At 65.3% G+C, this 23,237-nt stretch carries 26 protein-coding genes; 11 read left to right on the top strand and 15 right to left on the bottom strand.

All coding sequences use genetic code 11. From position 1 onward, the window contains the following. Nucleotides 1–6: 6 nt before the first annotated feature. From LCM4577_RS00755 to LCM4577_RS00740, 4 genes are all read right to left on the bottom strand, one after another. Nucleotides 7–1,005: an LLM class flavin-dependent oxidoreductase gene (locus tag LCM4577_RS00755; protein WP_040986432.1), complete on the bottom strand. Its 999-nt coding sequence runs from the start codon at nt 1,003–1,005 to the stop codon at nt 7–9. A gap of 3 nt (nt 1,006–1,008) precedes the next feature. Further along, nucleotides 1,009–1,830 carry an arylamine N-acetyltransferase gene (locus tag LCM4577_RS00750; RefSeq protein WP_071069045.1) on the bottom strand — a complete coding sequence of 274 codons (822 nt, stop codon included), beginning with the start codon at nt 1,828–1,830 and terminating at the stop codon, nt 1,009–1,011. 87 nt (nt 1,831–1,917) lie between these two features. Further along, complete coding sequence (locus LCM4577_RS00745; protein WP_041010081.1) at nt 1,918–3,087, bottom strand: AI-2E family transporter; 1,170 nt, start codon at nt 3,085–3,087, stop codon at nt 1,918–1,920. 103 nt (nt 3,088–3,190) lie between these two features. Next, a complete protein-coding gene (locus LCM4577_RS00740; protein WP_071069043.1) occupies nt 3,191–4,252 on the bottom strand; it encodes an LLM class flavin-dependent oxidoreductase in 1,062 nt (353 codons plus the stop codon). A gap of 232 nt (nt 4,253–4,484) precedes the next feature. On the opposite strand from LCM4577_RS00740, the gene LCM4577_RS00735 reads away from it, so the two are divergent. Further along, complete coding sequence (locus LCM4577_RS00735; protein ID WP_040986426.1) at nt 4,485–4,913, top strand: DUF6481 family protein; 429 nt, start codon at nt 4,485–4,487, stop codon at nt 4,911–4,913. A 171-nt stretch (nt 4,914–5,084) separates the two neighbouring features. Here LCM4577_RS00735 and sugE read toward each other — a convergent pair whose 3' ends face one another. Both sugE and LCM4577_RS00725 read right to left on the bottom strand, forming a co-directional pair. Further along, nucleotides 5,085–5,399: a quaternary ammonium compound efflux SMR transporter SugE gene (sugE, locus tag LCM4577_RS00730; RefSeq protein ID WP_040986423.1), complete on the bottom strand. Its 315-nt coding sequence runs from the start codon at nt 5,397–5,399 to the stop codon at nt 5,085–5,087. 197 nt (nt 5,400–5,596) lie between these two features. Then, on the bottom strand, nt 5,597–5,722 hold the full coding sequence (locus LCM4577_RS00725) for a hypothetical protein (RefSeq protein WP_082953831.1): 126 nt from the start codon (nt 5,720–5,722) through the stop codon (nt 5,597–5,599). A gap of 219 nt (nt 5,723–5,941) precedes the next feature. On the opposite strand from LCM4577_RS00725, the gene LCM4577_RS00720 reads away from it, so the two are divergent. After that, nucleotides 5,942–6,901 carry a cation diffusion facilitator family transporter gene (locus LCM4577_RS00720; protein ID WP_071069041.1) on the top strand — a complete coding sequence of 320 codons (960 nt, stop codon included), beginning with the start codon at nt 5,942–5,944 and terminating at the stop codon, nt 6,899–6,901. Nucleotides 6,902–6,936: 35 nt separating this feature from the next. Then, nucleotides 6,937–7,341 (top strand): GFA family protein, encoded by a 405-nt coding sequence (locus LCM4577_RS00715; protein ID WP_041010137.1) that lies wholly within the window; start codon nt 6,937–6,939, stop codon nt 7,339–7,341. Nucleotides 7,342–7,502: 161 nt separating this feature from the next. On the opposite strand, the gene LCM4577_RS00710 is transcribed toward LCM4577_RS00715, so the two are convergent. Continuing rightward, nucleotides 7,503–7,826 carry a hypothetical protein gene (locus tag LCM4577_RS00710; RefSeq protein ID WP_040986419.1) on the bottom strand — a complete coding sequence of 108 codons (324 nt, stop codon included), beginning with the start codon at nt 7,824–7,826 and terminating at the stop codon, nt 7,503–7,505. A gap of 178 nt (nt 7,827–8,004) precedes the next feature. Here LCM4577_RS00710 and mbfA point away from each other — a divergent pair, with 178 nt between their 5' ends. Further along, the gene (gene mbfA, locus LCM4577_RS00705) at nt 8,005–8,988 is read left to right on the top strand and encodes an iron exporter MbfA (RefSeq protein ID WP_040986418.1); all 984 of its coding nucleotides are present in this window, start codon (nt 8,005–8,007) and stop codon (nt 8,986–8,988) included. A 191-nt stretch (nt 8,989–9,179) separates the two neighbouring features. Here mbfA and LCM4577_RS00700 read toward each other — a convergent pair whose 3' ends face one another. Then, nucleotides 9,180–9,524 (bottom strand): antibiotic biosynthesis monooxygenase, encoded by a 345-nt coding sequence (locus LCM4577_RS00700; protein WP_040986416.1) that lies wholly within the window; start codon nt 9,522–9,524, stop codon nt 9,180–9,182. An 84-nt stretch (nt 9,525–9,608) separates the two neighbouring features. Further along, nucleotides 9,609–9,947 carry an NIPSNAP family protein gene (locus tag LCM4577_RS00695; protein WP_041010076.1) on the bottom strand — a complete coding sequence of 113 codons (339 nt, stop codon included), beginning with the start codon at nt 9,945–9,947 and terminating at the stop codon, nt 9,609–9,611. A gap of 164 nt (nt 9,948–10,111) precedes the next feature. On the opposite strand from LCM4577_RS00695, the gene LCM4577_RS00690 reads away from it, so the two are divergent. Continuing rightward, entirely contained in the window at nt 10,112–10,786 is a 675-nt protein-coding gene (locus tag LCM4577_RS00690; protein ID WP_040986414.1) for a helix-turn-helix transcriptional regulator, read from the top strand. A 40-nt stretch (nt 10,787–10,826) separates the two neighbouring features. Here LCM4577_RS00690 and ligD read toward each other — a convergent pair whose 3' ends face one another. The 3 genes from ligD to LCM4577_RS00675 all read right to left on the bottom strand — a co-directional run bounded on the left by ligD (nt 10,827) and on the right by LCM4577_RS00675 (nt 14,832). Further along, nucleotides 10,827–13,340, bottom strand: a complete 2,514-nt coding sequence (gene ligD / locus LCM4577_RS00685; RefSeq protein WP_071069039.1) for a DNA ligase D — start codon at nt 13,338–13,340, stop codon at nt 10,827–10,829. Between the two features lie 9 nt (nt 13,341–13,349). Further along, nucleotides 13,350–14,210 (bottom strand): Ku protein, encoded by an 861-nt coding sequence (locus LCM4577_RS00680; RefSeq protein ID WP_040986520.1) that lies wholly within the window; start codon nt 14,208–14,210, stop codon nt 13,350–13,352. 115 nt (nt 14,211–14,325) lie between these two features. Continuing rightward, on the bottom strand, nt 14,326–14,832 hold the full coding sequence (locus tag LCM4577_RS00675) for a ferritin-like domain-containing protein (RefSeq protein WP_071069037.1): 507 nt from the start codon (nt 14,830–14,832) through the stop codon (nt 14,326–14,328). Between the two features lie 396 nt (nt 14,833–15,228). Between LCM4577_RS00675 and LCM4577_RS00670 the strand changes: the two genes are divergently transcribed. The 4 genes from LCM4577_RS00670 (at nt 15,229) to LCM4577_RS00655 (ending at nt 17,835) form a co-directional block, all read left to right on the top strand. Then, on the top strand, nt 15,229–15,375 hold the full coding sequence (locus LCM4577_RS00670) for a hypothetical protein (RefSeq protein ID WP_116389945.1): 147 nt from the start codon (nt 15,229–15,231) through the stop codon (nt 15,373–15,375). Between the two features lies 1 nt (nt 15,376). Further along, nucleotides 15,377–15,502, top strand: coding sequence for a hypothetical protein (locus LCM4577_RS00665; RefSeq protein WP_274534963.1), 126 nt, complete (start codon nt 15,377–15,379; stop codon nt 15,500–15,502). 109 nt (nt 15,503–15,611) lie between these two features. Then, nucleotides 15,612–16,058, top strand: coding sequence for a thiol-disulfide oxidoreductase DCC family protein (locus tag LCM4577_RS00660; protein WP_040986410.1), 447 nt, complete (start codon nt 15,612–15,614; stop codon nt 16,056–16,058). Between the two features lie 34 nt (nt 16,059–16,092). After that, nucleotides 16,093–17,835, top strand: a complete 1,743-nt coding sequence (locus tag LCM4577_RS00655) for an SDR family oxidoreductase (protein WP_071069035.1) — start codon at nt 16,093–16,095, stop codon at nt 17,833–17,835. Here LCM4577_RS00655 and LCM4577_RS00650 read toward each other — a convergent pair. From LCM4577_RS00650 to LCM4577_RS00640, 3 genes are all read right to left on the bottom strand, one after another. Continuing rightward, nucleotides 17,730–18,107, bottom strand: a complete 378-nt coding sequence (locus LCM4577_RS00650) for a DUF1850 domain-containing protein (protein ID WP_040986408.1) — start codon at nt 18,105–18,107, stop codon at nt 17,730–17,732. The genes LCM4577_RS00655 and LCM4577_RS00650 overlap by 106 nt on opposite strands. Then, the gene (locus LCM4577_RS00645) at nt 18,104–20,230 is read right to left on the bottom strand and encodes a TRAP transporter permease (protein WP_071069033.1); all 2,127 of its coding nucleotides are present in this window, start codon (nt 20,228–20,230) and stop codon (nt 18,104–18,106) included. Before LCM4577_RS00645 ends, LCM4577_RS00650 begins: the two co-directional genes overlap by 4 nt. 73 nt (nt 20,231–20,303) lie before the next feature. Next, the gene (locus tag LCM4577_RS00640) at nt 20,304–21,263 is read right to left on the bottom strand and encodes a TAXI family TRAP transporter solute-binding subunit (protein ID WP_071069031.1); all 960 of its coding nucleotides are present in this window, start codon (nt 21,261–21,263) and stop codon (nt 20,304–20,306) included. Nucleotides 21,264–21,511: 248 nt separating this feature from the next. On the opposite strand from LCM4577_RS00640, the gene LCM4577_RS00635 reads away from it, so the two are divergent. Together LCM4577_RS00635 and LCM4577_RS00630 are read left to right on the top strand one after the other, a co-directional pair. Then, the gene (locus LCM4577_RS00635; protein ID WP_071032477.1) at nt 21,512–21,883 is read left to right on the top strand and encodes a YciI family protein; all 372 of its coding nucleotides are present in this window, start codon (nt 21,512–21,514) and stop codon (nt 21,881–21,883) included. A 6-nt stretch (nt 21,884–21,889) separates the two neighbouring features. After that, the gene (locus LCM4577_RS00630; RefSeq protein WP_071069029.1) at nt 21,890–23,137 is read left to right on the top strand and encodes an RNA polymerase sigma factor; all 1,248 of its coding nucleotides are present in this window, start codon (nt 21,890–21,892) and stop codon (nt 23,135–23,137) included. The last annotated feature ends 100 nt before the right edge of the window (nt 23,138–23,237 follow it).

Raw genomic sequence — 23,237 nt, 5'->3', positions numbered from 1 at the left:
TGGCGGTCAGGCGGCCTTCGACATCGATTTGTGCACGTCGGCGAGAATCTCGTAGGAGCGCACGCGCGCCGCGTGATCGAAGATCTGCGCCGTCACCATCAATTCGTCGGCGCCGGTGCGGCGTATGAAGGCGTCGATGCCCTGGCGCACCGTCTCCGGCGAGCCGACGACGGCGCAGGACAGCGCCTGGGCAAGCATGCTCTTCGCCATGGGGTCGAGATCGCGGTCGTAATCCTCGACCGGCGGCGGCAATTGCCCGGGGCGGCCGCTGCGCAGATTGACGAACGCCTGCTGCAGCGAGCTGAACAACAGCTTCGCCTCGGCATCCGTCGGCGCGGCGGAGACATTGAGGCCGAGCATCACATAGGGCTTGTCGAGCTGCGCGGACGGCTGGAAGCGCGTGCGGTAGACCTCCAGCGCGTGGTCGAGCTCGGCCGGCGCGAAATGGGAGGCAAACGCATAGGGCAGGCCGAGAAGCGCGGCGAGCTGCGCGCCATAGAGGCTGGAGCCGAGGATCCAGACCGGCACCGTCTGGCCTTCGCCCGGCACGGCGCGGATGCGCTGGCCTTCCTCGGCCGGCTGGAAATAGCCCATCAGCTCGACCACGTCCTGCGGAAAATTGTCGGTGCTTTCGAGGTTTCGGCGCAGCGCACGCGCGGTCATCATGTCGGTGCCCGGCGCGCGGCCGAGGCCGAGGTCGATACGGCCGGGAAAAAGCGCGGCGAGCGTGCCGAACTGCTCGGCGATCACCAGCGGCGCATGGTTGGGCAGCATGATGCCGCCGGCGCCGACGCGGATCGTCCTGGTGCCGCCGGCGACATGCGCGATCACGACGGATGTCGCCGCACTTGCAATGCCCGGCATGTTGTGGTGCTCAGCCAGCCAGTAACGCTTGTAGCCCAGGCGCTCGGCATGGCGGGCGAGGTCGAGCGAATTGGCAAGCGATTGCGAGGCGGTGCTGCCTTGCGTGATCGGCGACAGGTCGAGAACCGAAAGGTCCGTCATTGATCAGGTCTCCACGATGCGTTTTTCCCGCAGCCTCGCTTCGAAGGCGGCGCGGTCGGGAATGACGATGGCGAGCTGGTTCTCCAGCACGTCGGCGAGCTCAGTGGCCGTCGCGATCTCGCGCTGCTCGCTGCGGCCGCCGGCATGATGCGTCGACAGCCGGTTGTTGCGCAGCGCATAGCGCCGGTCGGGCAAGGCGAGCGCGGCGACCAGTGTCGACAGGAAATGCGAGCTTGGATGCGTCGACAGGAAATGGCTGGCGACCCGGTAGTCGACCTCATAGGCCCGGCTCATGTCGAAGCGATAGAGCGTGCGCCAATCACTACCGATATCGGCCTGCAGGCGGAATTGGTCATCTGTTCCGATCAGGCGGAAGGCCTCATGCGGCGTCCGCTGCTCCAGCCCGGGCTCCAGAAGCAACGGCGCCGTCAGCGTCAGGCCGCCGAAGCCGACATCGGCAATGTAGGTGCGGCCGCCAAGCTCGATGCGCAGCAGCATATGGCTGCGCGCGGTGACGGCGTCGTCCGGCTGGCCCCAGAGCACGCGGGCGGCAAGCCCGCCGACGGTGAAGCCCAGCGCGTCAAGCGCGTGCATGAAGATCAAATTGTGCTCGAAGCAATAGCCGCCGCGGCCTTGGCCAAAAATCTTGTCCTGCAGCGAAGCGACGTCGAGGCCGACCGAAACGCCCATCAAGGCGTCGATGTTCTCGAACGGGATCGCCCGCGGGTGCGCGGCGTGCAGCGCCTGCAGCGTGGCGAGCGAAGCGTCGGTCGGCCCGCCATAACCGATGCGGGCAAAATAGCCATCGAGATCGAAGTCGCTCATTCAGGGCAGGTCCGGCTTGACCGGTCCGATATAGGCACTGGCCACCGGTGTCGCAAACAAGGGCCGGGGTTTGAGATTGGGCCAGCCTCAGGCCGCTTGGTTGTGGTTGTTTTCGGCGGGCTCTTCCTCGATCGCCATGGAATGCTGCGCGGCCAGGAAATTGCCGGCCGGGCTCAGGCTTTCGAAATGGTCGCAGAAAACCTTGATGACGACCAGCAGCGGCACCGCCATCAGCGCGCCGACGAAACCCCACAGCCACGACCAGAAGGCGATGGCGATGAAGATCGCCACCGCATTGATCTCCAGGCGCCGCCCGACCACCATCGGCGTCACGAACTGGCCTTCGACGACGTCGCACAACACCACGAAGGCCGGCGCCAGCAGCGCATAGGCGATTGTGTCGAAGCTGATCAGCGCTATGACCGTGACCAGCAGGATGGTCATCAGCGCGCCGACATAGGGCAGGAAATTGAGCAACGCCGCCGTCGCCCCCCAGACCAGCGGATTGGGCATGCCGAGCCCCCACAGGCCCAGCCCGATCACCGTGCCGAGACTGACATTGATGACGGAGACCGTGAGCAGATAGTGCGAGATCTCGCGCTCGACGTCATAGACGATGCGCAGCGCCCGCTTCTTCTGGGTCATGCTGGTGAAGGATTGGACGATCTTCTCGTAGAACAGCGTGCCGGAGGCGAGCAGGAACAGCGACAGCACGAAGACGATGGTGATCGAGGTGCCGGCTTCGAGGATGTTGCTGGCCGCCGTGGACAGGATGCCGGAAGGCGCCACCGCGACCCGCTGCACTCCCGGCTCCTGCGAGGTCTCGGTCAGCGCTTCCAGCTGATGCGCGACATCCGTCACCCGTTCGAGCGGCCACCTGAACGGCGCCAGCCGCTCCGTCAGCTGCTGGCCGATCGAATAGGAATTGTTGATGAGGTCGATGACGGGTCCGCTGAGCAGATAGCCCGCGACGGCGAAAATGAAGATCGACAGCAGCACCAGCAGCGTCGCCGAAACGACTTCCGGGATGCCGCGCTTGCGCAGGAAACGCACGATCGGCGTCAGCGTCAGCGTTAGCAGGAAGGCAAGCATCACGGGCATGAAGAAGGCACGGGCGAAATAGAGCGCCGCCGCCGTCATCAGAATGAAGATCCCGATCACCAGCGACCGCATCAGACGCATGTCTGCCCGCGCCTCGGCGCGCATGTCAGGGCTTTCGGCAGCGCTCGCGCCCGAAGCGGTCGGTTCGGCTTTCATCGGTTCCCTCAACACCGCAAAACGGTGCAATCGAGGGGAAACGTGCTCGCCGGGTCAAGGTTCCGTTAGCCGGCGATCATGGAAGCGCTTGGGCAGCGACAGCTCAGGCGGCCGGCACCGGCGCGGCGGATGCCGCCTTTGCCGTCTCCTTGCGCACGATCGGCGCCACCTTGGTGCCATAAAGCTCGATCGCCTTCATGATCCTGGCGTGAGGCATGGTGCCGATCGCCATCTGCAGCAGGAAGCGGTCGTTGTTGAAGATCTTGTGCTGGGCGACGATCTTTTCCGCTACGGCTTCGGGGTTGCCGACAAACAGCGCGCCATTCGGTCCGCGCGCCTGATCGAAATGCGCGCGCGAGGTCGGGCCCCAGCCGCGCTCGCGGCCGATGCGGTTCATCACCTCGGCCTGCGGCCCGTAGAAGTCGTCGGCCGCCTGCTCGGTCGTCTCGGCGATGAAGCCATGCACGTTGATGCTGGTGGCAAGCGTTGCCGGATCGGTGCCGGCGCGGCGCGCCGCCTCGCGATAGATATCGAACAGGGGAGCGAAACGCGCCGGCTCGCCGCCAATGATGGCCAAAGCCAGCGGCAGACCGAGCACGCCGGCGCGGGCAGCCGATTGCGGCGTGCCGCCGATGGCGATCCAGATCGGCAGCTTTTCCTGGAACGGACGCGGGTAGACGCCGCGGCCGTTGATCGGCGCGCGCAGCTTGCCCTGCCATGTCACCTTCACCTGGTCGCGGATAGCAAGCAACAGGTCGAGCTTTTCGGCGAAGAGCTCGTCATAGTCCTCGAGATTGTAGCCGAACAGCGGGAAGGATTCGATGAAGGAGCCGCGCCCGGCCATGATCTCAGCACGGCCGTCGGACAGAAGGTCGAGCGTCGCGAATTGCTGGAAGACGCGCACCGGGTCGTCCGAGGAGAGCACGGTGACCGCGCTGGTGAGCTTGATGCGCTTCGTGCGCTCTGCCGCCGCGGCCAGCGCCACGACCGGGGCCGAGGCGGCATAATCGGGGCGGTGGTGCTCGCCCAGGCCGAACACGTCGAGACCGACCTGGTCGGCCAGCTCGATTTCCTCGATGAGATTGCGCAGCCGCTCATGCGGGCCGATGGCGCCGGGACCCGGTTCCGGGCTGACGTCGGCGAAAGTGTAAAGACCGAGTTCCATCTGGTTGCGTCCTAAGGGCGTTCATGTGGATGTTGCTAGTTGGCGCYAGAGGTAACGATCTGCCCCGTCGCCCGCCAGAGGCGCGATCTGTGAACAGTGCATCATGCATCGCCGCGCCGTATCCCTGCGGCAACAAGCCCGGATTTTTCATGGCTGGCATACCGATTTGGCGCTTGAACTCGCCGCTTTCACGCGTATGTAAGCGTCGCAAATAGACTGCAGGGAAGTGCACTTGGCTATCTACAGGGAAAAAGACATTTTCGAGCGGCGCAACGCCGCGAACGAGGCAAAGAAGGCGCTGCTCGAGCGCTTCAAGGCAAGACCGGCGGCGGATGATCCGGCTGTGCTCGCGCGCCAGGCCGAACGCAAGGCGATCCTTGAGGCCCGCGCCATCCGCGAGGCCGAAAAGGCAAGACTGAAGCAGGAAAAGCTGGCGCGTGAAGCGGCCGAGAAGGCCGAGCGCGAGGCGATTGCGGAAGCGGCACGTCTTGCGGCGGAAGCGGCGGCGGCCGAAGAGGCCAGGCGCCGCGAAGCCGAGGAAGCCGAACGTATCGCGATCGAGCTCGCCGATGAAGCCGCGCGCAAGGCCAAGCGTGACGCACGCTACGCCGCCCGCAAGGCGCGCGTCGGCAGGACGCCTCCGGGCTTCTCCGCCCGCTAAGTTCGGGTTCGATGAAAATGAATCAGGGTCGCCGAAAGCGGCCCCGAAGGCGTTTGTGCCTAGAGCAATTCCAGGAAAAGTGTGAGCGGTTTTCCGTCCGGAATTGCGTAAAAACAAAGAGATAGAGCGGTTAGCCGTTTTCCGTGAAACGGTGAACCGCTCTAAAAATGCTCAGGCTACCAGCTTCAGGCCGACGATGCCGCAGACAATCAGGCCGATACAGGCGAGCCGGACAGCGGTCGCGGGCTCGCCGAGCAGCCAGATGCCAAGCAGTGCCGTGCCAACGGTGCCGATGCCGGTCCACACCGCATAGGCCGTGCCGACGGGCAGCGTCTTCAACGCCAGGCCGAGCAGACCGAGGCTGACGATCATCGAGGCAATGGTGAGAAGGGTCGGCAGCGGTTTCGAGAAGCCGTCGGTGTATTTGAGGCCGATCGCCCAGCCGATCTCGAACAGGCCGGCGAAGAACAGAAAAATCCAGGACATCGAAAACGCTCCGTCGTTCCGGCATCGGTTGCGATGCTCGGTGTGGCGGGTCGTCCCGGCCGGTTTTTCGGGAAGCGAGGTCGTCCTCGCCTCCATTATATAGGGTGCTCAGTTCCCCAATCAACAAAACACCGGCAGCATTGTCATGCCGCCGGTACCAAGCTGCATTTGAGCCGTGGGCGACCGGATTCGGCCGCTTACTTTTCCTTGATGCGCATCGCCTTGACCGGCGGCGCCTTAGGAGCCGGGGCCGCGGCGGGCTTCTTGGCATCCTTCTTCGGCTTGCGGGGTTCCTTGCCCGCCTTCATCGCACCTTTTGCCATGATTCGCTCCTCCGGTTTGTGGGCAATCCAAGTGAAACAAGAGAAATGCCGGACTGCAAGAGGCTGCATATCGCCGACTGGGCCGTCCGGCTGGATGTCAACCGATTTCCCGTCGCTATGCCCATTCAGCGCGCTGCGGTGGCTTGAACTTCCGATTGCCTGGCGCATTGTCTGTGGAGTTTCAGTGTCCCTCCAGGCTGGGGCGCGTCGGGAGATCGGATGGCAGGACATAGCGGATCGAGACGGGTGATCTACGCTGCGCTTGCCGGCAACCTGGCGATCGCGCTCACCAAATTCGCGGCGGCGGCCTTCACCGGTTCGTCCGCCATGCTGTCGGAAGGGGTGCATTCGCTGGTCGACACCGGCAACGGGGCGCTGCTCCTCTACGGCATGCGCCGCGCCGCGCGGCCGCCCGACCGCACCCACCCGCTCGGCCACGGACGCGAGCTCTATTTCTGGAGCTTCATCGTCGCGCTTCTGGTGTTCGCGCTCGGCGCCGGCGTGTCCTTCTACGAGGGCGTCATCCACATCATGGCGCCCGAGCCGGTCGTCAACGCCAAGGTCAACTATACCGTGCTCGGTCTTTCCTTCCTGTTCGAGGGCAGCTCATGGCTGGTCGCGCTGAAGGAGTTCCGGCAGCAGAAGGGCAGGCAGGGCTGGTTCCAGGCGGTGCGCCGCAGCAAGGACCCCAGCGTCTACACGGTGCTGTTCGAGGACAGCGCCGCGCTGCTCGGCCTCATCGTCGCGTTCGCCGGCATCCTGTCCGCCGAGCTCCTGGAGATCCCGGAGCTCGACGGTGTCGGCTCGATCGGCATTTCAATCATCCTCGGGGCGACCGCGGTTTTCCTAGCGCGCGAAAGCAAGGGACTGCTCATGGGCGAGCCCGCCTCGCCAGAGGTGCAGAAGCAGGTCCTGGCGATCGCCMAAGAGGATCCGGCGGTGCAGCGGGCTAACGGCATATTGAGCGTCCATATCGGCCCCGAGGAGATCGTCGCGGGCCTGAGCATTGAATTCGAGGATCATCTCACCGCGCCCGAGATCGAAGCCTGCGTCGAGCGCCTGGAGGCAAGGCTCAAGAAGGAAATGCCGCAAATCTCCAGGCTCTTTGTAAAACCGCAGGCGACTGGCACATGGGAGCGGCGGCGCGAGGCCATGGTCGAGGCGTCGGACGAGAGTTAGCTTGAACACAGCGAAGTTTGTAAGGAGGAATGCCGATGAAGATCGACGGCGGATGCCATTGCGGCGCGATCACCTATGAGGCGGAAGTCGATCCTGAGAAGACCTCGATCTGCCACTGCACGGACTGCCAGCAGCTGACCGGAACGGCCTTTCGCGTCACTGTTCCGGCGCCGGAAAGCGACTACAGGATCACCAAGGGCGCGCCAAAAATCTACATCAAGGTCGTGGCGAGCGGCGCTAGGCGCGCCCAGGCTTTTTGCGCCGACTGCGGCTCGCACCTCTACGCAACGTCCGTTGGCGACGGCCCGAAGGTCTATGGCATCAGGGTCGGGACCGCCCGGCAGCGTCAGGACCTCGTTCCGAGACAACAGAAATGGCACCGGTCGGCCCTGCGCTGGCTTCCGGAATTCGAAGGCATGGCGACGACGGAAGAGCAGTAGGACTGGATGCCGGGCGGAGCCGTCCTCAGCCGCCCTCCCATCACTAGAGCGTTTCACCGTTTTACGGAAACGGCGAACCGCTCTATCTCTTTGTTTTTACGCAATTCCGGACGAAAAGCCGCTCACACTTTTCCTGGAATTGCTCTAAGCGAACCGCCCCCTCACCCCAGGAGCGTCTTCGTCCTTTTGCTGCCGCCCAGCTTGCGCCATGTGTTGAAGCGATGGGTGGCGGCGGCGAAGGAGATCTTCATCTGCTGGGCGACGGTGTAGCGCGACTTGCCCTCGTCGAACATGCGGTAGCAGCACTCCGCACCTTCCTCGGTCAGCTTGCCGTCCGGTGTCTTGTTGTGCGGGTTGGCGGGGTCGAATTTCTCGAGCTGTTCCTCGACAAGGCCCTTCAGGCGCTGCAGGTCGGCCTCGATGCTGGCGATGAGATCGAGAACCGGTTTGGCGTCAAATGCGTGCGATGGCTTCTTGTCCGTCATGCCGGGCTTCCTTCAATTTCGGTTGTCGTCAGCCATATAGGCTAACATTCGGTGATAATGAAGGGTCGGCCGGGTAACGCGGGATCACTGTTTCGCGCGTGCAGCCGTGCCGTTCGCAATTGACGTTGGTCAGCCAAGATCCTAGTTTAGAATCATTCTAAACTAGAGTGGTTTCATCATGCTTTCCCGTGTATTCGGCTTCGGCCGCCGTTCCTTCGATTCGCTGTCGGAGCAGGAGATCCTGGCGCTGGCGATCTCTTCCGAGGAGGATGACGGGCGCATCTACCGCGCCTATGCCGACGGCCTGGCGCAGGACTTTCCGCAATCGGCCAAGGTGTTCGAGGCGATGGCCGAGGAGGAGGACGGCCACCGCGATTCCCTCATCGAGCTTCACCGCAAGCGCTTCGGCGATCGCATTCCCCTGATCCGGCGCGAGCATGTGAGGGGTTATTACGAGCGCAAGCCGGACTGGCTGGTGCGGCCGCTCGGCATCGAGCATGTGCGCCGGCAGGCCGAGGATATGGAGCGGCAGGCCTACCGCTTCTATGTCGAGGCGGCCAAGCGGACCACCGACGCCTCGACGCGAAAGCTGCTCGACGATCTCGCCTTGGCCGAGCAAGGCCACGAGAGCTCGGCGCACGACCTGGAGCAGGAGCACGTGCCGGGTGCAGTCAAGGAGGAGGAAGCGAGCGCGGAGCAGCGCCAGTTCATCCTCACCTATGTGCAGCCCGGGCTGGCCGGATTGATGGACGGATCGGTGTCGACGCTGGCGCCGATCTTCGCCGCCGCCTTCGCCACGCATGCGACATTCCAGACTTTCCTCGTCGGCCTCGCCGCCTCGATCGGCGCCGGCATCTCGATGGGCTTCACCGAGGTCGCCTCCGACGACGGCAAGCTGTCGGGACGCGGTTCGCCGATCAAGCGCGGCCTCACCGTCGGCATCATGACGACGCTGGGAGGGCTCGGCCACGCACTGCCCTATCTCATCCCCTATTTCTGGACGGCGACGATCGTCGCGGCGGTGGTGGTGTTCTTCGAGCTCTGGGCGATCGCCTTCATCCAGAACCGTTACATGCAGACACCCTTCTGGCGCGCCGCCTTCCAGGTGGTGCTGGGCGGCGCGCTGGTGTTCGGCGCCGGCGTGCTGATAGGGAATGCATAGCGCCAGCTCCCCTTCTCCCCTTGTGGGAGAAGGTGGATCGGCGCGTTAGCGCCGAGACGGATGAGGGGTGTTCCAGYGGAGTGAGACGTCGGCAAACTCGCCGTCTCCTCCGGCGACGCCAAGCTGGAGCACCCCTCATCCGTCGCCTTCGGCGACACCTTCTCCCACAAGGGGAGAAGGGGRAGCCGCGCCTACCCGTTCACGGTCCTGCTATCCGCCGGCGCTTCCGCCCTTTCCGTCAGCCCGTAGTCGCGCACCACATGGGCGATGCGCAGACGATAGCCGGCAAAGATGCCGCCGCGGCCGGCCTGCTGCGCCTGGCGGTGCTCCTCGGTGGTGCGCCAGGCCTTCACCGCTTCCTCGTCGCGCCAGAAGGACAGCGACAGCACGCGCTTCGGGTCGGTCAGGCTCTGGAAACGCTCGACCGAGATGAAACCGTCGATGCGCTCGAGCAGCGGCTTGAGGTCGGCGGCGATGCCGAGATAGGCATCGCGCTTTCCTTCCGCCGGCTCGACCTCGAAGATGACAGCGATCATGCCTCTATCCCTTCCTTGACCGTCGACTATTTGTTCCGCGCAATTCCGGACGGAAAACCGCTATGCACTTTTCCTGGAATTGCTCTAGGTCCGAAAGACCTGCCTTGGGCCATGCGGGCCGGACACCAGCCTCAGGAAGACGCGATCTTCCTTCAAGATGAACTTCTCGCGCCGCGCGAATTCGTAGTTTGCCTTGCCGGCCGGGTCTTCGGCAAGCCGCGCGCGATAGGCTTCATAGGCCGCGAGGCTCTCGATGTTGTAGGCGGCATAGGCCGTGGTGGCCGAGCCTTCATGCGGGGCGTAATAGCCGATCAGGTCGGCGCCGCAGCGCGGAATGGCCTGGCCCCAGGCGCGCGCATATTGCTCGAAGGCCGCCTTGCCGAACGGGTCGATCTCGTAGCGGATGAAGCAGGTGATGGTCATGTCGGGTCTCCTTGTCTTCCGCACATCGATGCTTCGACCGCGATCGAAGCATCACTGGCGCGAATGTGCTAGGCATTCTCCTGTCAGGAGTGTTTGCCCGGGCTGCTTGAGATGGCCCCAGAATAATGCTTCCCTGACAAGAATGCTTCGATGAGGATCGAACCATGCGCGAAGGACCGGACATCGCCCGCATCGCCAGCCTGGTCGGCGACCCGGCCCGCGCCAACATGCTGAACGCGTTGATGGGCGGCACGGCGCTGACGGCGTCGGAACTGGCGCTGGAAGCCGGCGTGTCGCTACCCACGGCTTCCTCGCATCTGTCGAAGCTGATGGAGGGCGGGCTGCTCACCTTGGCGAGCCAAGGCCGCCACCGCTATTACGGGCTCGCCAGCGCGCAGGTGGCCGGCATGATCGAGGCGATCATCGGCGTCGCCGAAGCGGTCGGCCCAAAGCGCGTGCGGCCCGGCCCGCGCGATGCGGCCATGCGCGTGGCGCGCGTCTGCTACGACCACCTCGCCGGCGAGCAGGCGGTGGCGATGCTCGACCGGCTCTTCGACAGGAAGCTTTTGCTGCGCGACGACGACCAGATCAGGCTCACGCCGGCCGGCGCCTCGCATTTTTCCGCGCTGGGCATCGAGATCCACGCCAAGGCGCGGCGGCCGGTATGCCGCGCCTGCCTCGACTGGAGCGTGCGGCGGTCGCATCTGGCCGGCACGCTGGGCGCCGCCATCCTCGACAAGATCATCGCCGAGAAATGGGCGCGGCGCGAGAAGGACAGTCGCGCCGTGGTGTTCTCGCCGACGGGCAGGCAGGCGTTCGAGAGGGTGTTTCTGGCGTAGGGCTGCGCAGGAAATGACAGCCTCGCAATGTCGGCGCGATTCACCCCCGCTTCAGCGCCTTCCCCAGCTTGAAGAAATCCTTCCACGGATCAGCCTTCTTCAGCTGCGCCAGCGTGGTTTCATCCCCCAGCGGGAATGCATTCGGCGCCAAGCCCTTCTTGATGTCCGGCCAGGTTGCTGGCATCGATATCGTGGCGCCCTTCTTGGCGCGCGAGGAATAGGGCGCGACCGTGGTCGCGCCGCGGCCGTTGCGCAGATAGTCGACGAAGATCTTGCCCGTGCGCGCCTTCTTCGACAGCGTCGCCGTGTAACGGTCGGGTGCCGCCTGCTCCAGCGCGCGGGCGAAATCATGGGCGAAATCCTTGACCTCGTCCCACTCCGCCGAGGGTTTCAGCGGCACCAGCACGTGATAGCCTTTGCCACCGGAGGTCTTGACCAAATTGGGCAGCGACAGCTCATCGAGCTGCCTGTGGATGTCGAGCGCCGCCTCGCGCACTTTGCCGACATCGACGCCTTCGTCCGGATCGAGGTCGAAGATGATCTGGTCCGGCTGTTCCAGCGCATCGATCGTCGAGCCCCAGATATRCACCTCGACCACGCCGTACTGGACAAGCGCCGCCAGCCCGTCGAAATCCTTGATGTAGAGGATCTCCTCGCCATCGGTCGGGTCCTTCATCCTGGCGATCTTGTCGCTCATGCCGGGCGAGGCGTGTTTCTGGAAGAAGCGCTGGCCGTGGATGCCGTCCGGCGCCCGCACCAGGCTCAGCGGCCGGTTGACGACGAATTGCTCCATGCGCGGCCAGACCAGCGCGTAATGATCGAGCAGGTCCTGTTTCGAAACCTTCTCGTCGGGCCACAGCAGCTTGTCGGGATGCGAGAGCTTTATCGAGGTCTTCGCCGTTCCGGCCGATTTTCCCGGCGCGGTCTTGCCGCTGGCCGTCTTCGCTTCGCTCTCGGCCTTGCCGGCTTGCTTCGGCTTTTCCTGCACGACTTCCTCCGCCGGCTTGTCCTCGCGCAGTCCCTGGAACGAGGCGTGGCGGATTATACGGTCGGATGTCCAGCTGCGGAACTCCACCTCGCCGACAAGTTCCGGCTTGACGAAAGTGAGGCCCTTGCCCTTCGGCACAGCGGCCGAGAAGGGCGAGGCCTTCGCCTCGCGCGCGTCGAGCTTCTTTTTCAAATCCGTCAGCACCTTGCCGGAAAAGCCGGTGCCGACGCGGCCGGCGTAACGCAGCTTGCCGCCTTCATTGAAGCCGACGAGCAGCGAGCGCACGCCCCGGCCTGTTTTGTCGGAGGGCAGATAGCCGCCGATGACGAATTCCTGCCTGAGCGTGCATTTCGACTTGATCCAGCTGAGGCCCCGTCCGCTGCGGTAAGGCGCGTCGGCGCGCTTCGACACCACGCCTTCCAGGCCCATGCGGCAGACATGCTGCAGCATGACCTTGCCGGGCTCGTGGAAATGGTCGCTGAAGCGCAGCGCCGAATCCTGGGGCTGCTCGCCGAGCAGCTCGGCCAGCGCCTGCTTGCGCTCGACCAGCGATTCGCGGCGCAAATCCTCGCCGTCGAGCCGCATCAGGTCGAAGACATAATAGATCATGCGGTCGGCGCGGCGGGCCGACAGATCCGCCTGCAGCAGCGGGAAGGACGACACACCATTGTCGGCCAGCACCACGACCTCGCCGTCGATGATGGCGTCGCGGCATTTCAATTTGGCCAGCTCGGCGGTGATCGGCCCCTCGAACTTCTCCGTCCAGTCGAGGCCGGCGCGGGTGAACAGCCTGACCTCGCTGCCTTCGATTTGCGCTTGCATGCGGTAGCCGTCGAATTTCACTTCGTGCAGCCAATCATCGCCGCCCGGTGCTTCCTTCTCCAGCGTCGCCAATTGCGGCTCGATGAATTCCAGCCGCCTGGCCTGCCCGGCCTTGGCCTTGCGGACAGCCGGCTTGTTCGATTGCCAGACCTTCGGTGTCTGCCCCCTGGCAGCCTTGCCTTCGCCGATCTCCTCGATGGTCAGGCCGGACTTCACCGATTTCGGTTCCTGCTGGAGAATGTCCTCGCCCGGCCGGGCGGCGGCATCGCTGGACTTGATCAGCAGCCAGTTGTCGCGCTTCTCGCCGGGGCGGGGCTTCAGCCTGACCAGATGCCAGCGGCCGTTGAGCTTGTGGCCATCGAGCTCGAAGTCGATATGGCCCTTCTTCATGCCCTTGGCCGGATCGCCGTCGGGCGTCCATCTGCCTTCGTCCCAGACCAGGACCGAACCGCCGCCATATTGGCCCTTCGGAATTGTGCCTTCGAAGGAGGCGTAGTCGATCGGGTGATCCTCGACATGCACGGCCAGCCGCTTCTCATGCGGGTCGAGGCTCGGGCCTCGCGTCACCGCCCAGCTCCACAACACGCCGTCGTGTTCCAGGCGGAAATCATAGTGAAGCCGGGTCGCGGCATGCTTCTGGACGACGAAGATGCCGCCGCCCTGCTTGCCGCGCTTCACCTTGCCGGCCGGCTCGGCGGTTTTCTTGAAATCGCGCTTGGCTTGATATTGTTCGAGGCTCGCCATCGCGGGCTCCTATGCGGACTTGCGCTTCGGCGCGGCCTTGGCCTTCGCTCGTTTGGCCGGCGCTTTGGACGATGCCTTGCCGGCTTTGCCGTCGTCGGCGTTGAGGCTCTTCTTCAGCGCGTCGAACAGGTTAACGACATTGGACGGTTTCGGCGATGCCTTGGCCTTCGGCGCCTTTCTCCCGGCCTTCCTGGAGCGAACCAGCTCGAGCAGCGATTCCTCATAGCGATCCCTGAACTTTGCAGGGTCGAACTTCGCCTTCTTCTTGTCGATGATAGTCTCGGCCAACCCGACCATCTCGCCGTCCAGCTTCGCGGACTGGATGTCGGCGAAGATGCCGGACGCGTCGCGCACCGTGTCTCCGTAGCGCAGCGTCGTCAGCAGCATGCCTTTGCCGAACGGCTCGATCATCGCCGGGCGCTCCCGCTGATAAAGCACGATGCGGGCCAAGCCGGCCATTTTCTTCTCCGCAAGCGCATCGCGGATGACGGCGAAGGCCTCCTCCGAAACCTTGTCTGCCGGCGAGACGTAATAGGGCGTGTCGAGATAGACCTGATCGATCGAAGCCTTGTCGACGAAGCCGTCGAGATCGAGCGTGTGCGAGGACTCTATCTGGACCGCCTCGATATCCTCGTCCTCGATGCGGATGAATTCGTCCTTGCCGACCTCGAAGCCCCTGACCTCCTCATCCTCTTCCAGCGGCTTGCCGCTTTTCTGGTCGACATAGACACGCCGGACCCTGTTGCCGGTCTTGCGGTTGAGGATGTGGAAGGACACCTTCTCGGCGTGGGTGACGACGTTGCTCAGTTGGATAGCGCAGGTGACCAGCGAAAGCTTCAGATAACCGCTCCAGGCGGGTCGCGGCGCCATGACGAACACTCCTTGCAGCATCGGGGCAACATCGGACAAACCGAAACGGCCGGAACGCCGCTTCGGTTCCCCGGAGACGGGAAGGCCGACGCCATGCGCCGACCCTATCGTCAGGCTATTCGGCGGCCTGCAGGTTGACCTTGCTTTCGGCGATCTCAGTGAGCTTGCGGTCGGTCGCCTCTTCTTCCTTGAGGTTCTTGGCCAGCACATTGGCGCAGTCGCTGCGGCCGAGCTGCTTGGCCCAGGCGATCAGCGTRCCGTAGCGCGTTATCTCATAATGCTCGACGGCCTGCGCGGAGGCGATCAGCGCCGCATCGAGGACCTCCTTGTCCTCAACATCGCCGCTGRCTTCATCGGCCTCTTCGAGGATGCCGTCGATGGCAGGGCAGTTGACGGTCTTGGCCTTCACGCCGTGCAGCTCGAACACCTGCTCGACCCGTTCGATATGACCCTTGGTCTGGGTGAGATGCTTCTCGAAGCCGGCTTTCAATTGCGGATCGGTCGCCTTGTCGATCATCTTCGGCAGCGATTTCTCGATCTGCTTCTCGGCATAGTAGATGTCGCGCAGCGTGTGGATGAAGAGATCGTCCAGCGTCTTGATGTCTTTCGAAAAGAAGCCCATGGCGGTTTGCCTTTCCATGTTTCGCATTGCCGGGAAGTTGCGCGGCGGACGGCCGTCAACACGGCCGGGCTGCCCGGCCTTACGGGTCAACGTTGCCTTCTGCGACAGGTTCCTGTCCGTCCGGCCGCGCAAAAGGAAATTTCCTGCCGCTGGGCGAAGGTGAAACAGAAGCGCGGCCAAGCGACATCGGAACGAAACATATGTGATGCAAAAGTCACACGAGCCGGAAAGGCGGCGAAAGGCACCGAAAGACCGCGAATCAGCCGCAATCCGGCCATGATGCAACGAGTTTCGGACCAGAAATTAACATCACGTTCACCGACTATTCACGCCTCGACGCTATGCTCTCGAACAATTCGGACGGGACATCCGAAAGCGGGACAGGGACCAAGTAAAATGCACTTCTGGAATCACATCGCCGGCTACGCCGCCGCCATTCGCGAATTCGTCGCGCCGACCTACCGGCCGGAGCGTTATTACATGCGCGGCCCGGGTCCGGCCTGCGCGCGTCGCGGCAATTCGCTCGGCGTCAGCGCGAACTGAGATGACCCGCCTACGCGCCCACCACAGCCGCATCTGCCGGCCGGCCGCCGACCAGCGCGCCACCACCTATCGCGCCGAGCGCCTGACGCTTGCCGCCAACTGGCGTGCGACAACGCCGCGACTTTGACGCCGCCGCCGGCTGGCTTAGTGTCTCCCTAGTTTGACGCAATTCCGGACGGAAAACCGCTCACACTTTTCCTGGAATTGCTTTAGGGGCACAAGCAGCCGGGGCCGCGATGACCGACCTGCCCGAAAGTCCTGATTTCCCGCGCCAGGCCTATAACGCCCGCCAGCCGTTGATCGTCTTCGACGGCGTCTGCGTGTTCTGCTCGGGCTTCGTCCAGCTCATCCTCAGGCTCGACCGGGAAAAGCGCTTCCGCTTCGCCACGGCGCAGTCGCCGCTGGGCCAGGCGCTGTTTCGCCTGCATAGCCTGCCGACCGACGATTACGACAGCAACCTCGCCATCATCGACGGCGCGGCCTTCACCAAGCTCGACAGTTTCGTCGCCGTCATGGCCGCGCTCGGCTGGCCATGGCGCGCGGCGAAGGCGCTGCTCATCCTGCCGCGGCCGCTGCGCGACTGGCTCTACGACCGCGTCGCCAAGAACCGCTACGCGCTGTTCGGCCGCAAGGACAGTTGCGAGATACCTTCAGCCGAGTTGCGGGAGCGGCTGATCGGCTAACGACGATTCCGGCAAGACCGGCTGGGGGTAAGGTATGAAGCTTCTCATCGTCGGCGGCTACGGCACCTTCGGCGGACGCATCGTCCAGCTCCTGGAGAACGAACCGCGCCTCGAGCTCATCATCGCCGGCCGGTCGCTCGCCAAGGCCGAGGCCTGCTGCAAAGAGCGGGGCACGACCAAGGCCAGGCTCATGCCGGCGACGTTCGACCGCGACGGCGATCTCGGCGCGCAGCTCGCCGCCTTGCTGCCCGACATCGTTGTCGACGCCAGCGGTCCGTTCCAGGCCTATGGCGAGGGACTCTACCGGCTGATCGAAGCCTGTATCGGCGCGCGCATCCACTATCTCGACCTTGCCGACGGCTCGGACTTCGTCGCCGGCGTTGCCGGCTTCGATGCCGCGGCCAAGGCGGCCGGCGTGATGGCGCTCTCTGGTGTGTCGAGCTTCCCGGTGCTGACGGCGGCGGTGGTGCGGCGTCTTTCGGCCGGCATGGCGCGCGTCGGCACGATCCGTGGCGGCATCGCGCCGTCGCCCTTCGCCGGTGTCGGCGAAAACGTCATCCGCGCCATCGCGAGCTATGCCGGCCGGCCGGTGCGGCTGATGCGGGGCGGCAGACCGGCCAAGGGTTATCCGCTCACCGAGCAGATGCGCTATACGATCGCGCCACCCGGGCGCGTGCCGGTGCGGAACACGCTGTTCTCGCTGGTCGATGTGCCGGACCTGCGCGCGCTGCAGGCGCTGTGGCCGGAAGCGAGCACGACCTGGATGGGCGCCGGGCCGGTGCCCGAGGTGCTGCACCGGGCGCTGATCGGCCTGGCCTTGCTGGTGCGTACCGGCCTCATCCGCTCGCTGTCGCCGCTGGCGCCGCTGATGCATTGGGCGACCAACCGGCTGTCATGGGGCGAGCATCGCGGCGGCATGTTCGTCGCGGTCGAGGGCACGGACGAGGCCGGCAGACCGATCAGGCGGTCCTGGCACCTTCTGGCCGAAGGCGACGACGGGCCGCTGATCCCGTCCATGGCGGTCGAGGCGATCCTCCGCAAGGCGCTCGACGGCCGCATGCCCGCACCAGGCGCGCGGGCGGCGACGCGCGACGTCGAGCTGGAGGATTATGAAGCGCTGTTCGCCGGAAAGACGATCCACACCGGCTTCAGGGACGACACCGGCGAGCGGAAGGCGCTCTATCCCGATCTGCTCGGCGATGCGTGGCAAAGCCTTCCGGCCGAAATCCGCGCCATGCATGAGGRAGCGGCAATGGCGTACGGACGCGCCAGCGTCGAACGCGGCAGCGGCCTGCTTAGCCGGCTTGCGGCGCGCATGGCCGGCTTCCCGCCTGGCGCGGCCGATGTCCCCGTCAAGGTGCGCTTCGTTGCCGACGAGCAAGGCGAGACCTGGATCCGCGCATTCGGCGCGCACAGCTTCTCGAGCCGGCAGTTCGCCGGAAGCGGCCGATCGGAGCGGCTGCTTTGCGAGTGCTTCGGCCCGCTCACCTTCGCCATGGCGCTGACCGTCGACGGCAACCGGCTTCGGCTCGTGCTGCGCCGCTGGAGCTTTCTCGGCCTGCCATTGCCGACGTGGCTTTGCCCGCGCTCGAACGCCTGCGAAACCGTCGAGGACGGCCGCTTCCGCTTCGATGTCGAGATATCGCACCCGGCGGCCGGGCTGATCGTGCGCTACCGCGGCTGGCTCGTGCCGGCGCAGGGTTCGAGCACGGTGGGTTCGCCGGCCGTCCTACCCAGTTCCCGGCAGCCCGAGGCCGTGCACAGCGTCCAGCCTTGACCGGTGGCGCCGGACGCCGCGAGCACGAGACGCGGCTGGGGTGCGATCCGCGGCGCATAGACCCACCAGCCGTCCCGCAGCACCGAGCCCTCGGGCGGCTCCATGCCGGCGCCGGAGCCCTTGACCCGCGCCCGCACCACCTGCAGTCCGGCCGGCGACACTTTCCAATCCTCCTGCCAGCGCGTCCGTTCCACCGAATGCGTCCACGACAGCGTGAAGGCGGCGGCGGCGAGCGTCACCGTCTTGCCGGCGGCGAGGACGCACAGGCTCATGCGGCGCCGGCCGTGGACAGCCGGCGGGCGCGCCAGCAGTGCCAGGCGATCCAGGCCAGCGCCAGCACCCAGCCGGTCTCGTCGGTGAGCGGCAATGCGGCCACCAGCAGCAGGCCGGCGCAGAAGGCGACGAGACGCTCCCACAAGGCCATGCGGCGGGCGAGGAAGCCAACGGCTGCGGCGCCCCACAGCACGATGCCCATGCAGGCCTTGACGACGATATAGGCGACCTCGACGGGATAGCCGAACGAGGCGGCGATCGGGCCCGCGTCCTGCAGCATGAGGGCCGGCGTGTAGACGGCCATGAACGGCACGACGAAGCCGGCAATGGCGAGCTTGGTGGCCTGGATGCCGATCTTCAATCCGCTTTCCTTCGCCATCGGCGCGGCGGCGAAGGCGGCGAGCGCCACCGGCGGGGTCAGGTCCGCCATGATGCCGAAATAGAAGACGAACATGTGGCTCACCACCAGCGGCACGCCGAGCGACAGCAGCGCCGGCCCGGCAAGCGAGGAGGTGATGATGTAGTTCGGGATCGTCGGAATGCCCATGCCGAGAACCAGGCAGGTGAGCATGGTGAGCACCAGCGACAGGAACAGATTGTTCTCGCCGATGGAGATGATCCAGCCGATGAAGGTCGAGGCGATGCCGGTGAGCGTCAGCGTGCCGATGACGATGCCGACGATGGCGCAGGCGATGCCGACGGGAAGCGCGTTCTTCGCCCCTTCGGCAAGCGAGTCGACACAGATGCGCAGCGTCTCGCGCCCGCCCTTGAAGGCGAGGCAGGCTATGACGAGCGCCGCGATGACGAGGCTCAGCACGTTGACGCCGAAGCGCATGAAGGAGGCGGCGACGAGCCCGAGCGCCAGCCAGAAGACGAAACGGAAGGCGAGCGGTCCGATCAGGGCCGCCAGCGGCGTCCCGAGGATGAGCACGATGGTCAGCGCGAGGCCCATCGTGCCGGCGAAGATCGGCGTGTAGCCGGCAAACAGCAGGTAGACCAGCACGGCGAGCGGCAGCACGAGCGGCCAGTGKTTTCGCACCGCCGCCCAGGGATTGGGAAGCTCCGCCTTGGCCATGCCGTGCAGGCCGGCCTTGCCGGCCTCCAGATGCACCTGCCAGAAGCAGGCGCCGAAATAAAGCAACGCCGGAATGATCGCCGCCTTGACGACCTCGGCATAAGGGATGTTCAGCGTCTCGGCCATGATGAAGGCGACGGCGCCCATCACCGGCGGCATGATCTGGCCGCCCATCGAGGAGGTCGCCTCGACCGCGCCGGCGAAGGCGGAGCGGAAGCCGAAGCGCTTCATCAGCGGGATGGTGAACTGGCCGCTGGCGACGACATTGGCGACGCCCGAACCGGAGATGGTGCCCATCAGCGCCGAGGACAGCACGCAGACCTGGGCCGGGCCGCCGCGCCACGAGCCGACGAGGCCGAGCGCGAAATCGTTGAACAGCGCGATCATGCCGGCACGTTCGAGGAAGGCGGCAAAGACGACGAAGATGAAGATATAGGCGGCCGAGACATAGACCGGCGTGCCGTATATGCCTTCCGTGCCGTAGGCGAAGGTGTCGACCAGCTGCGCGAAATCATAACCGCGATGGATGAACGGCGGCGGCAGATGATTGCCGACGAAGCAATAGGCGAGGAAGATGAAGGCGATGACCGCGAGCGGCAGGCCCATCAGCCGCCGCGCCGCCTCGAAGACCAGCACCACCAGCAACGTGCCGACGATCAGGTCCGGCGTGGTCAGGAAGCCGGAGCGGCGGATGAGGTCGGCGTAGAAGACCCAGTTGTAGAGGCCGGTGCCGAAGCCCAGCACGCCGAGCGTCCAGAATGCGGCCTTCGCGGCCATGCCGGTGGCGCGCAAATTGGCGATCAGGGCGAAACCGAGCAGCAGCAGGAAGCCGACATGCATGGCACGCACCACCTGGCTGGGCAGGCTGCCATAGGCGGCGATGTAGATCTGGAAGACGGAGAAAGCGACCGCGATGAGGAAGGCCGCCTTGCCGGCGAGGCCTTCGCCGAAGCCGGGCGGCAGACCTTCGACCTGTTCTTCGGCAACGGGGAGATGGAACGTGGCCGATTTGCCGTCGCTTGTCGTTCCAGGCTTTGCTTCGCTCATCCGACGGGCTCCAGGATGAGTGAATGGCAGAGGGGGGTGCCTGGCGAAGACATCTCCATCAGCCGCGCCCCTCTTACTTCAGCAGCCCTTTTTCCCTGTAATATTTCTCCGCGCCGGGGTGCAGCGCCACGGGCATGCCGTCCAGCGCCCTGGCCGGATCGATCGCCTTGGCGGCGGCATGGGCGGCGGTGAGCTGGTCGAGATGCTCGAACAACAGCTTGGTCATCTGGTAGGCGGTGTCGTCGGAGACGTCGGCGCGGGTGATCAGGAAATTGCCGACCGCGGCGGTGGCGACGTCTTCCGCCTGGCCTTCATAGGTGCCTTTCGGAATGACCACGGAGAGATAGGGCGCCCCGATCTTGGCGACGTCCTCGGCCGGCACGGCGACGACGTTGATCGGCACGGAAGTCGCCAGATCGCGGATGGAGGCGACGCCGAGGCCGGCCGACTGCAAGGTGGCATCGAGCTGGCGGTTCTTGATCAGCTCGACCGACTCGGCGAAGGGCAGGTATTCGACCCGTCCGAGATCCTCATATTTGAGACCGGCGGCGGCGAAGATGGCGCGCGCGTTGAGCTCGGTGCCGGAGGCGGGCGCACCGACGGACAGGCTCTTGCCCTTGAGGTCGGCGAGCGTCTTGATGCCGGAGTCCTGACTGGCGACGATCTGGATGTAATTGGGATAGATCGCGGCAATGCCGCGCAATTTGTCGAGCTTGCCCGGGAAGCCGGCCTCGGTGTTGCCCTCGGCGGCCATCTTGACGGAATCGCCGAGCGCGAAGGCGATCTCGCCCTTGCCCTGCTGCAACAGGTTCAGGTTCTCGACCGAGGCCTTGGTCGCCTGAACCTGCGTGCGCGAGCCGGCGATGCCCTTGCCATAGATCTCCGACAGCGCGACGCCAAGCGGATAATAGACGCCCGACGTGCCGCCGGTGAGCACATTGATGAATTCCTGCGCCCCGGCCGTCGCGATGCCGAGGCCGAGCGACAGCGCCAAAGCGCCGGCGGCAACAAATTTCGTCCTGAAATCGAGCATATGGTTCTCCTCCTAAAACGATCGCGTCGCCTCCCCAACGCGAAGCTCGTGAGTTTAGACGGGAGGAGCCAAATGCCAACCCGCAAATCAACGGATTAGACGAACGGTTGAGTGGCGGCGAAAAGCGCTGGCTTGCGCTCGATTGCTTTGGGGACGAAAGATTTTTCCGACGCCTGTCGAAATCGGCCGACGCCGCGCGACATAGGTCGGCACGCGACGATGCGGCCTTCAGAAAACGGGAGAAGACCATGCGATACATGCTTTTGATCTATAATGACGAAGCCGCGATGGCGAACGCCCCGAAAGAGCAGACCCAACAGACCCTCGCGGCCTATGGCGCCTATACCGAGGCGCTCAAGAAATCCGGCGCTTATATCGCCGGCGAGCGGCTGCGCCCGACCCAGGCGGCCACCTCGGTGCGGCTCGCCAGCGGCAAGACCAATGTGCTCGACGGCCCCTATGCCGACACCAAGGAGCAATTGGCGGGTTTCTACATGATCGAGGCGGCCGACATCGACACGGCCATCGAATGGGGCGCGCGCTGTCCCGCGTCCTCCAGCGGCACGGTCGAGGTGCGGCCGATCTGGGAAATGGCAGAGTACGTCGCCGCCGCGGAGTGACCCGCGATGGATGATCGCTCGGGGATCGCGCGGGCGGCGGCGGAAGCGGCCGCCCGGCGCAGCTACGGCAAGCTGGTCGCGTGGCTCGCGGCGCGCACGCGCGATGTCGCCGGCGCCGAGGACGCGCTGGCCGATGCCTTCGCCACCGCGCTGGAGCGCTGGCCGCAGACCGGCGTGCCGGAGCAGCCGGAAGCCTGGCTGCTGTCGGTGGCGCGCCGGCGCGACGTCGACGCGGTGCGGCGGCGGCTGACCGGCGAGGCGGCGCGCGACCATCTGCAGCTGATCGCCGAGGAAATGGAGGCGCGCATGAACGGCGAGGAGCTGCCCGACGACCGGTTGCGGCTGATGTTCGCCTGTGCCCACCCGGCGATCGAAGCCAGCGTGCGCGCGCCGCTGATCCTGCAGACCATCCTCGGCTTCGACGCCGCGACCATCGCCTCGGCCTTCCTGGTCTCGCCGGCGGCGATGGGACAGCGGCTGGTGCGGGCCAAGGCGCGCATCCGCGAGACGGGGATCCCGTTCCGCGTGCCGGAGCAGGCGGAGCTCGGCGAGCGGCTGGGCGCCGTGCTGGAAGCAATTTACGCCACTTTCGCCGAAGGCTGGTCGGACCCGACCGGCACCGATACCAGGCGACGCAACCTCGCCGGCGAAGGCATCTGGCTCGGACGGCTGGTCGCCTCGCTGATGCCGGACGAGCCGGAGGCGCTCGGACTGCTGGCGCTGATGCTGTTCGCCGAGGCGCGCCGCTCGGCAAGGCGCGGCGCGCAAGGGGATTTCGTGCCTTTGGCCGAGCAGGATATCGCGCTCTGGGACGACAGGCTGATCGACGAGGCGGAAGCCTTGCTGGTGCGCGCCGCGCAAAAGGGCATCATCGGCCGCTACCAGCTGGAGGCCGCCGTGCAGTCCGCCCATACGGCGCGCCGGCGGGGCAGCGGCACCGACTGGGCGGCGATCCGCCAGCTTTACGACGCGCTGCAGGCCGTGGCCGGATCGCCGGTGGTGGCGATCAACCGCGCGGTGGCGATCGCCGAAACCGAGGGCGCCCCGGCCGGACTGGCGGCGCTTTACGTGCTGGGCGAGGACAGAAGGCTGCAGGACTACCAGCCCTATTGGGCCGCCCGCGCCGGGCTGTTGGCAAGGCTCGGCAACATCAGGCAGGCGATCGAATCCTACGACCGCGCGATCGGCCTCGAGCGCGACCCGGCGCTGCGGCGTTTCCTGCAGGGCGAGAAGGCGAAGCTCGTAAGGACTTAGAGAAGGGGTTGTCCGTTACTCGGCGGGCAAACTTCATCATCTTTTATGCAGGATCGGCGCAAACGTTGGAGATTGGCGGAAGCCTCCCAACTTCGTCATT

This window comes from Mesorhizobium sp. LCM 4577, from assembly GCF_001854795.2.
GTDB classification, from domain to species: domain Bacteria; phylum Pseudomonadota; class Alphaproteobacteria; order Rhizobiales; family Rhizobiaceae; genus Mesorhizobium; species Mesorhizobium plurifarium.
The sequence above is the reverse complement of the archived record's forward strand: the minus strand, read 5'-3'. Positions and strand labels throughout refer to the sequence as shown.

Coding starts and splice junctions, on each gene's coding strand:
- LCM4577_RS00680 (WP_040986520.1), bottom strand. CDS start 14,210: ATGGCGCCGCGACCCGCCTGGAGCGGTTATCTGAAGCTTTCGCTGGTC.
- LCM4577_RS00630 (WP_071069029.1), top strand. CDS start 21,890: ATGGATGATCGCTCGGGGATCGCGCGGGCGGCGGCGGAAGCGGCCGCC.
- LCM4577_RS00695 (WP_041010076.1), bottom strand. CDS start 9,947: ATGACCATCACCTGCTTCATCCGCTACGAGATCGACCCGTTCGGCAAG.
- LCM4577_RS00740 (WP_071069043.1), bottom strand. CDS start 4,252: ATGGAACTCGGTCTTTACACTTTCGCCGACGTCAGCCCGGAACCGGGT.
- LCM4577_RS00665 (WP_274534963.1), top strand. CDS start 15,377: ATGACCCGCCTACGCGCCCACCACAGCCGCATCTGCCGGCCGGCCGCC.
- LCM4577_RS00650 (WP_040986408.1), bottom strand. CDS start 18,107: ATGAGCCTGTGCGTCCTCGCCGCCGGCAAGACGGTGACGCTCGCCGCC.
- LCM4577_RS00640 (WP_071069031.1), bottom strand. CDS start 21,263: ATGCTCGATTTCAGGACGAAATTTGTTGCCGCCGGCGCTTTGGCGCTG.
- mbfA (WP_040986418.1), top strand. CDS start 8,005: ATGCTTTCCCGTGTATTCGGCTTCGGCCGCCGTTCCTTCGATTCGCTG.
- LCM4577_RS00725 (WP_082953831.1), bottom strand. CDS start 5,722: ATGGCAAAAGGTGCGATGAAGGCGGGCAAGGAACCCCGCAAGCCGAAG.
- LCM4577_RS00660 (WP_040986410.1), top strand. CDS start 15,612: ATGACCGACCTGCCCGAAAGTCCTGATTTCCCGCGCCAGGCCTATAAC.
- LCM4577_RS00755 (WP_040986432.1), bottom strand. CDS start 1,005: ATGACGGACCTTTCGGTTCTCGACCTGTCGCCGATCACGCAAGGCAGC.
- LCM4577_RS00715 (WP_041010137.1), top strand. CDS start 6,937: ATGAAGATCGACGGCGGATGCCATTGCGGCGCGATCACCTATGAGGCG.
- LCM4577_RS00710 (WP_040986419.1), bottom strand. CDS start 7,826: ATGACGGACAAGAAGCCATCGCACGCATTTGACGCCAAACCGGTTCTC.
- LCM4577_RS00750 (WP_071069045.1), bottom strand. CDS start 1,830: ATGAGCGACTTCGATCTCGATGGCTATTTTGCCCGCATCGGTTATGGC.
- LCM4577_RS00700 (WP_040986416.1), bottom strand. CDS start 9,524: ATGATCGCTGTCATCTTCGAGGTCGAGCCGGCGGAAGGAAAGCGCGAT.
- LCM4577_RS00635 (WP_071032477.1), top strand. CDS start 21,512: ATGCGATACATGCTTTTGATCTATAATGACGAAGCCGCGATGGCGAAC.
- LCM4577_RS00670 (WP_116389945.1), top strand. CDS start 15,229: ATGCACTTCTGGAATCACATCGCCGGCTACGCCGCCGCCATTCGCGAA.
- LCM4577_RS00690 (WP_040986414.1), top strand. CDS start 10,112: ATGCGCGAAGGACCGGACATCGCCCGCATCGCCAGCCTGGTCGGCGAC.
- sugE (WP_040986423.1), bottom strand. CDS start 5,399: ATGTCCTGGATTTTTCTGTTCTTCGCCGGCCTGTTCGAGATCGGCTGG.
- LCM4577_RS00745 (WP_041010081.1), bottom strand. CDS start 3,087: ATGAAAGCCGAACCGACCGCTTCGGGCGCGAGCGCTGCCGAAAGCCCT.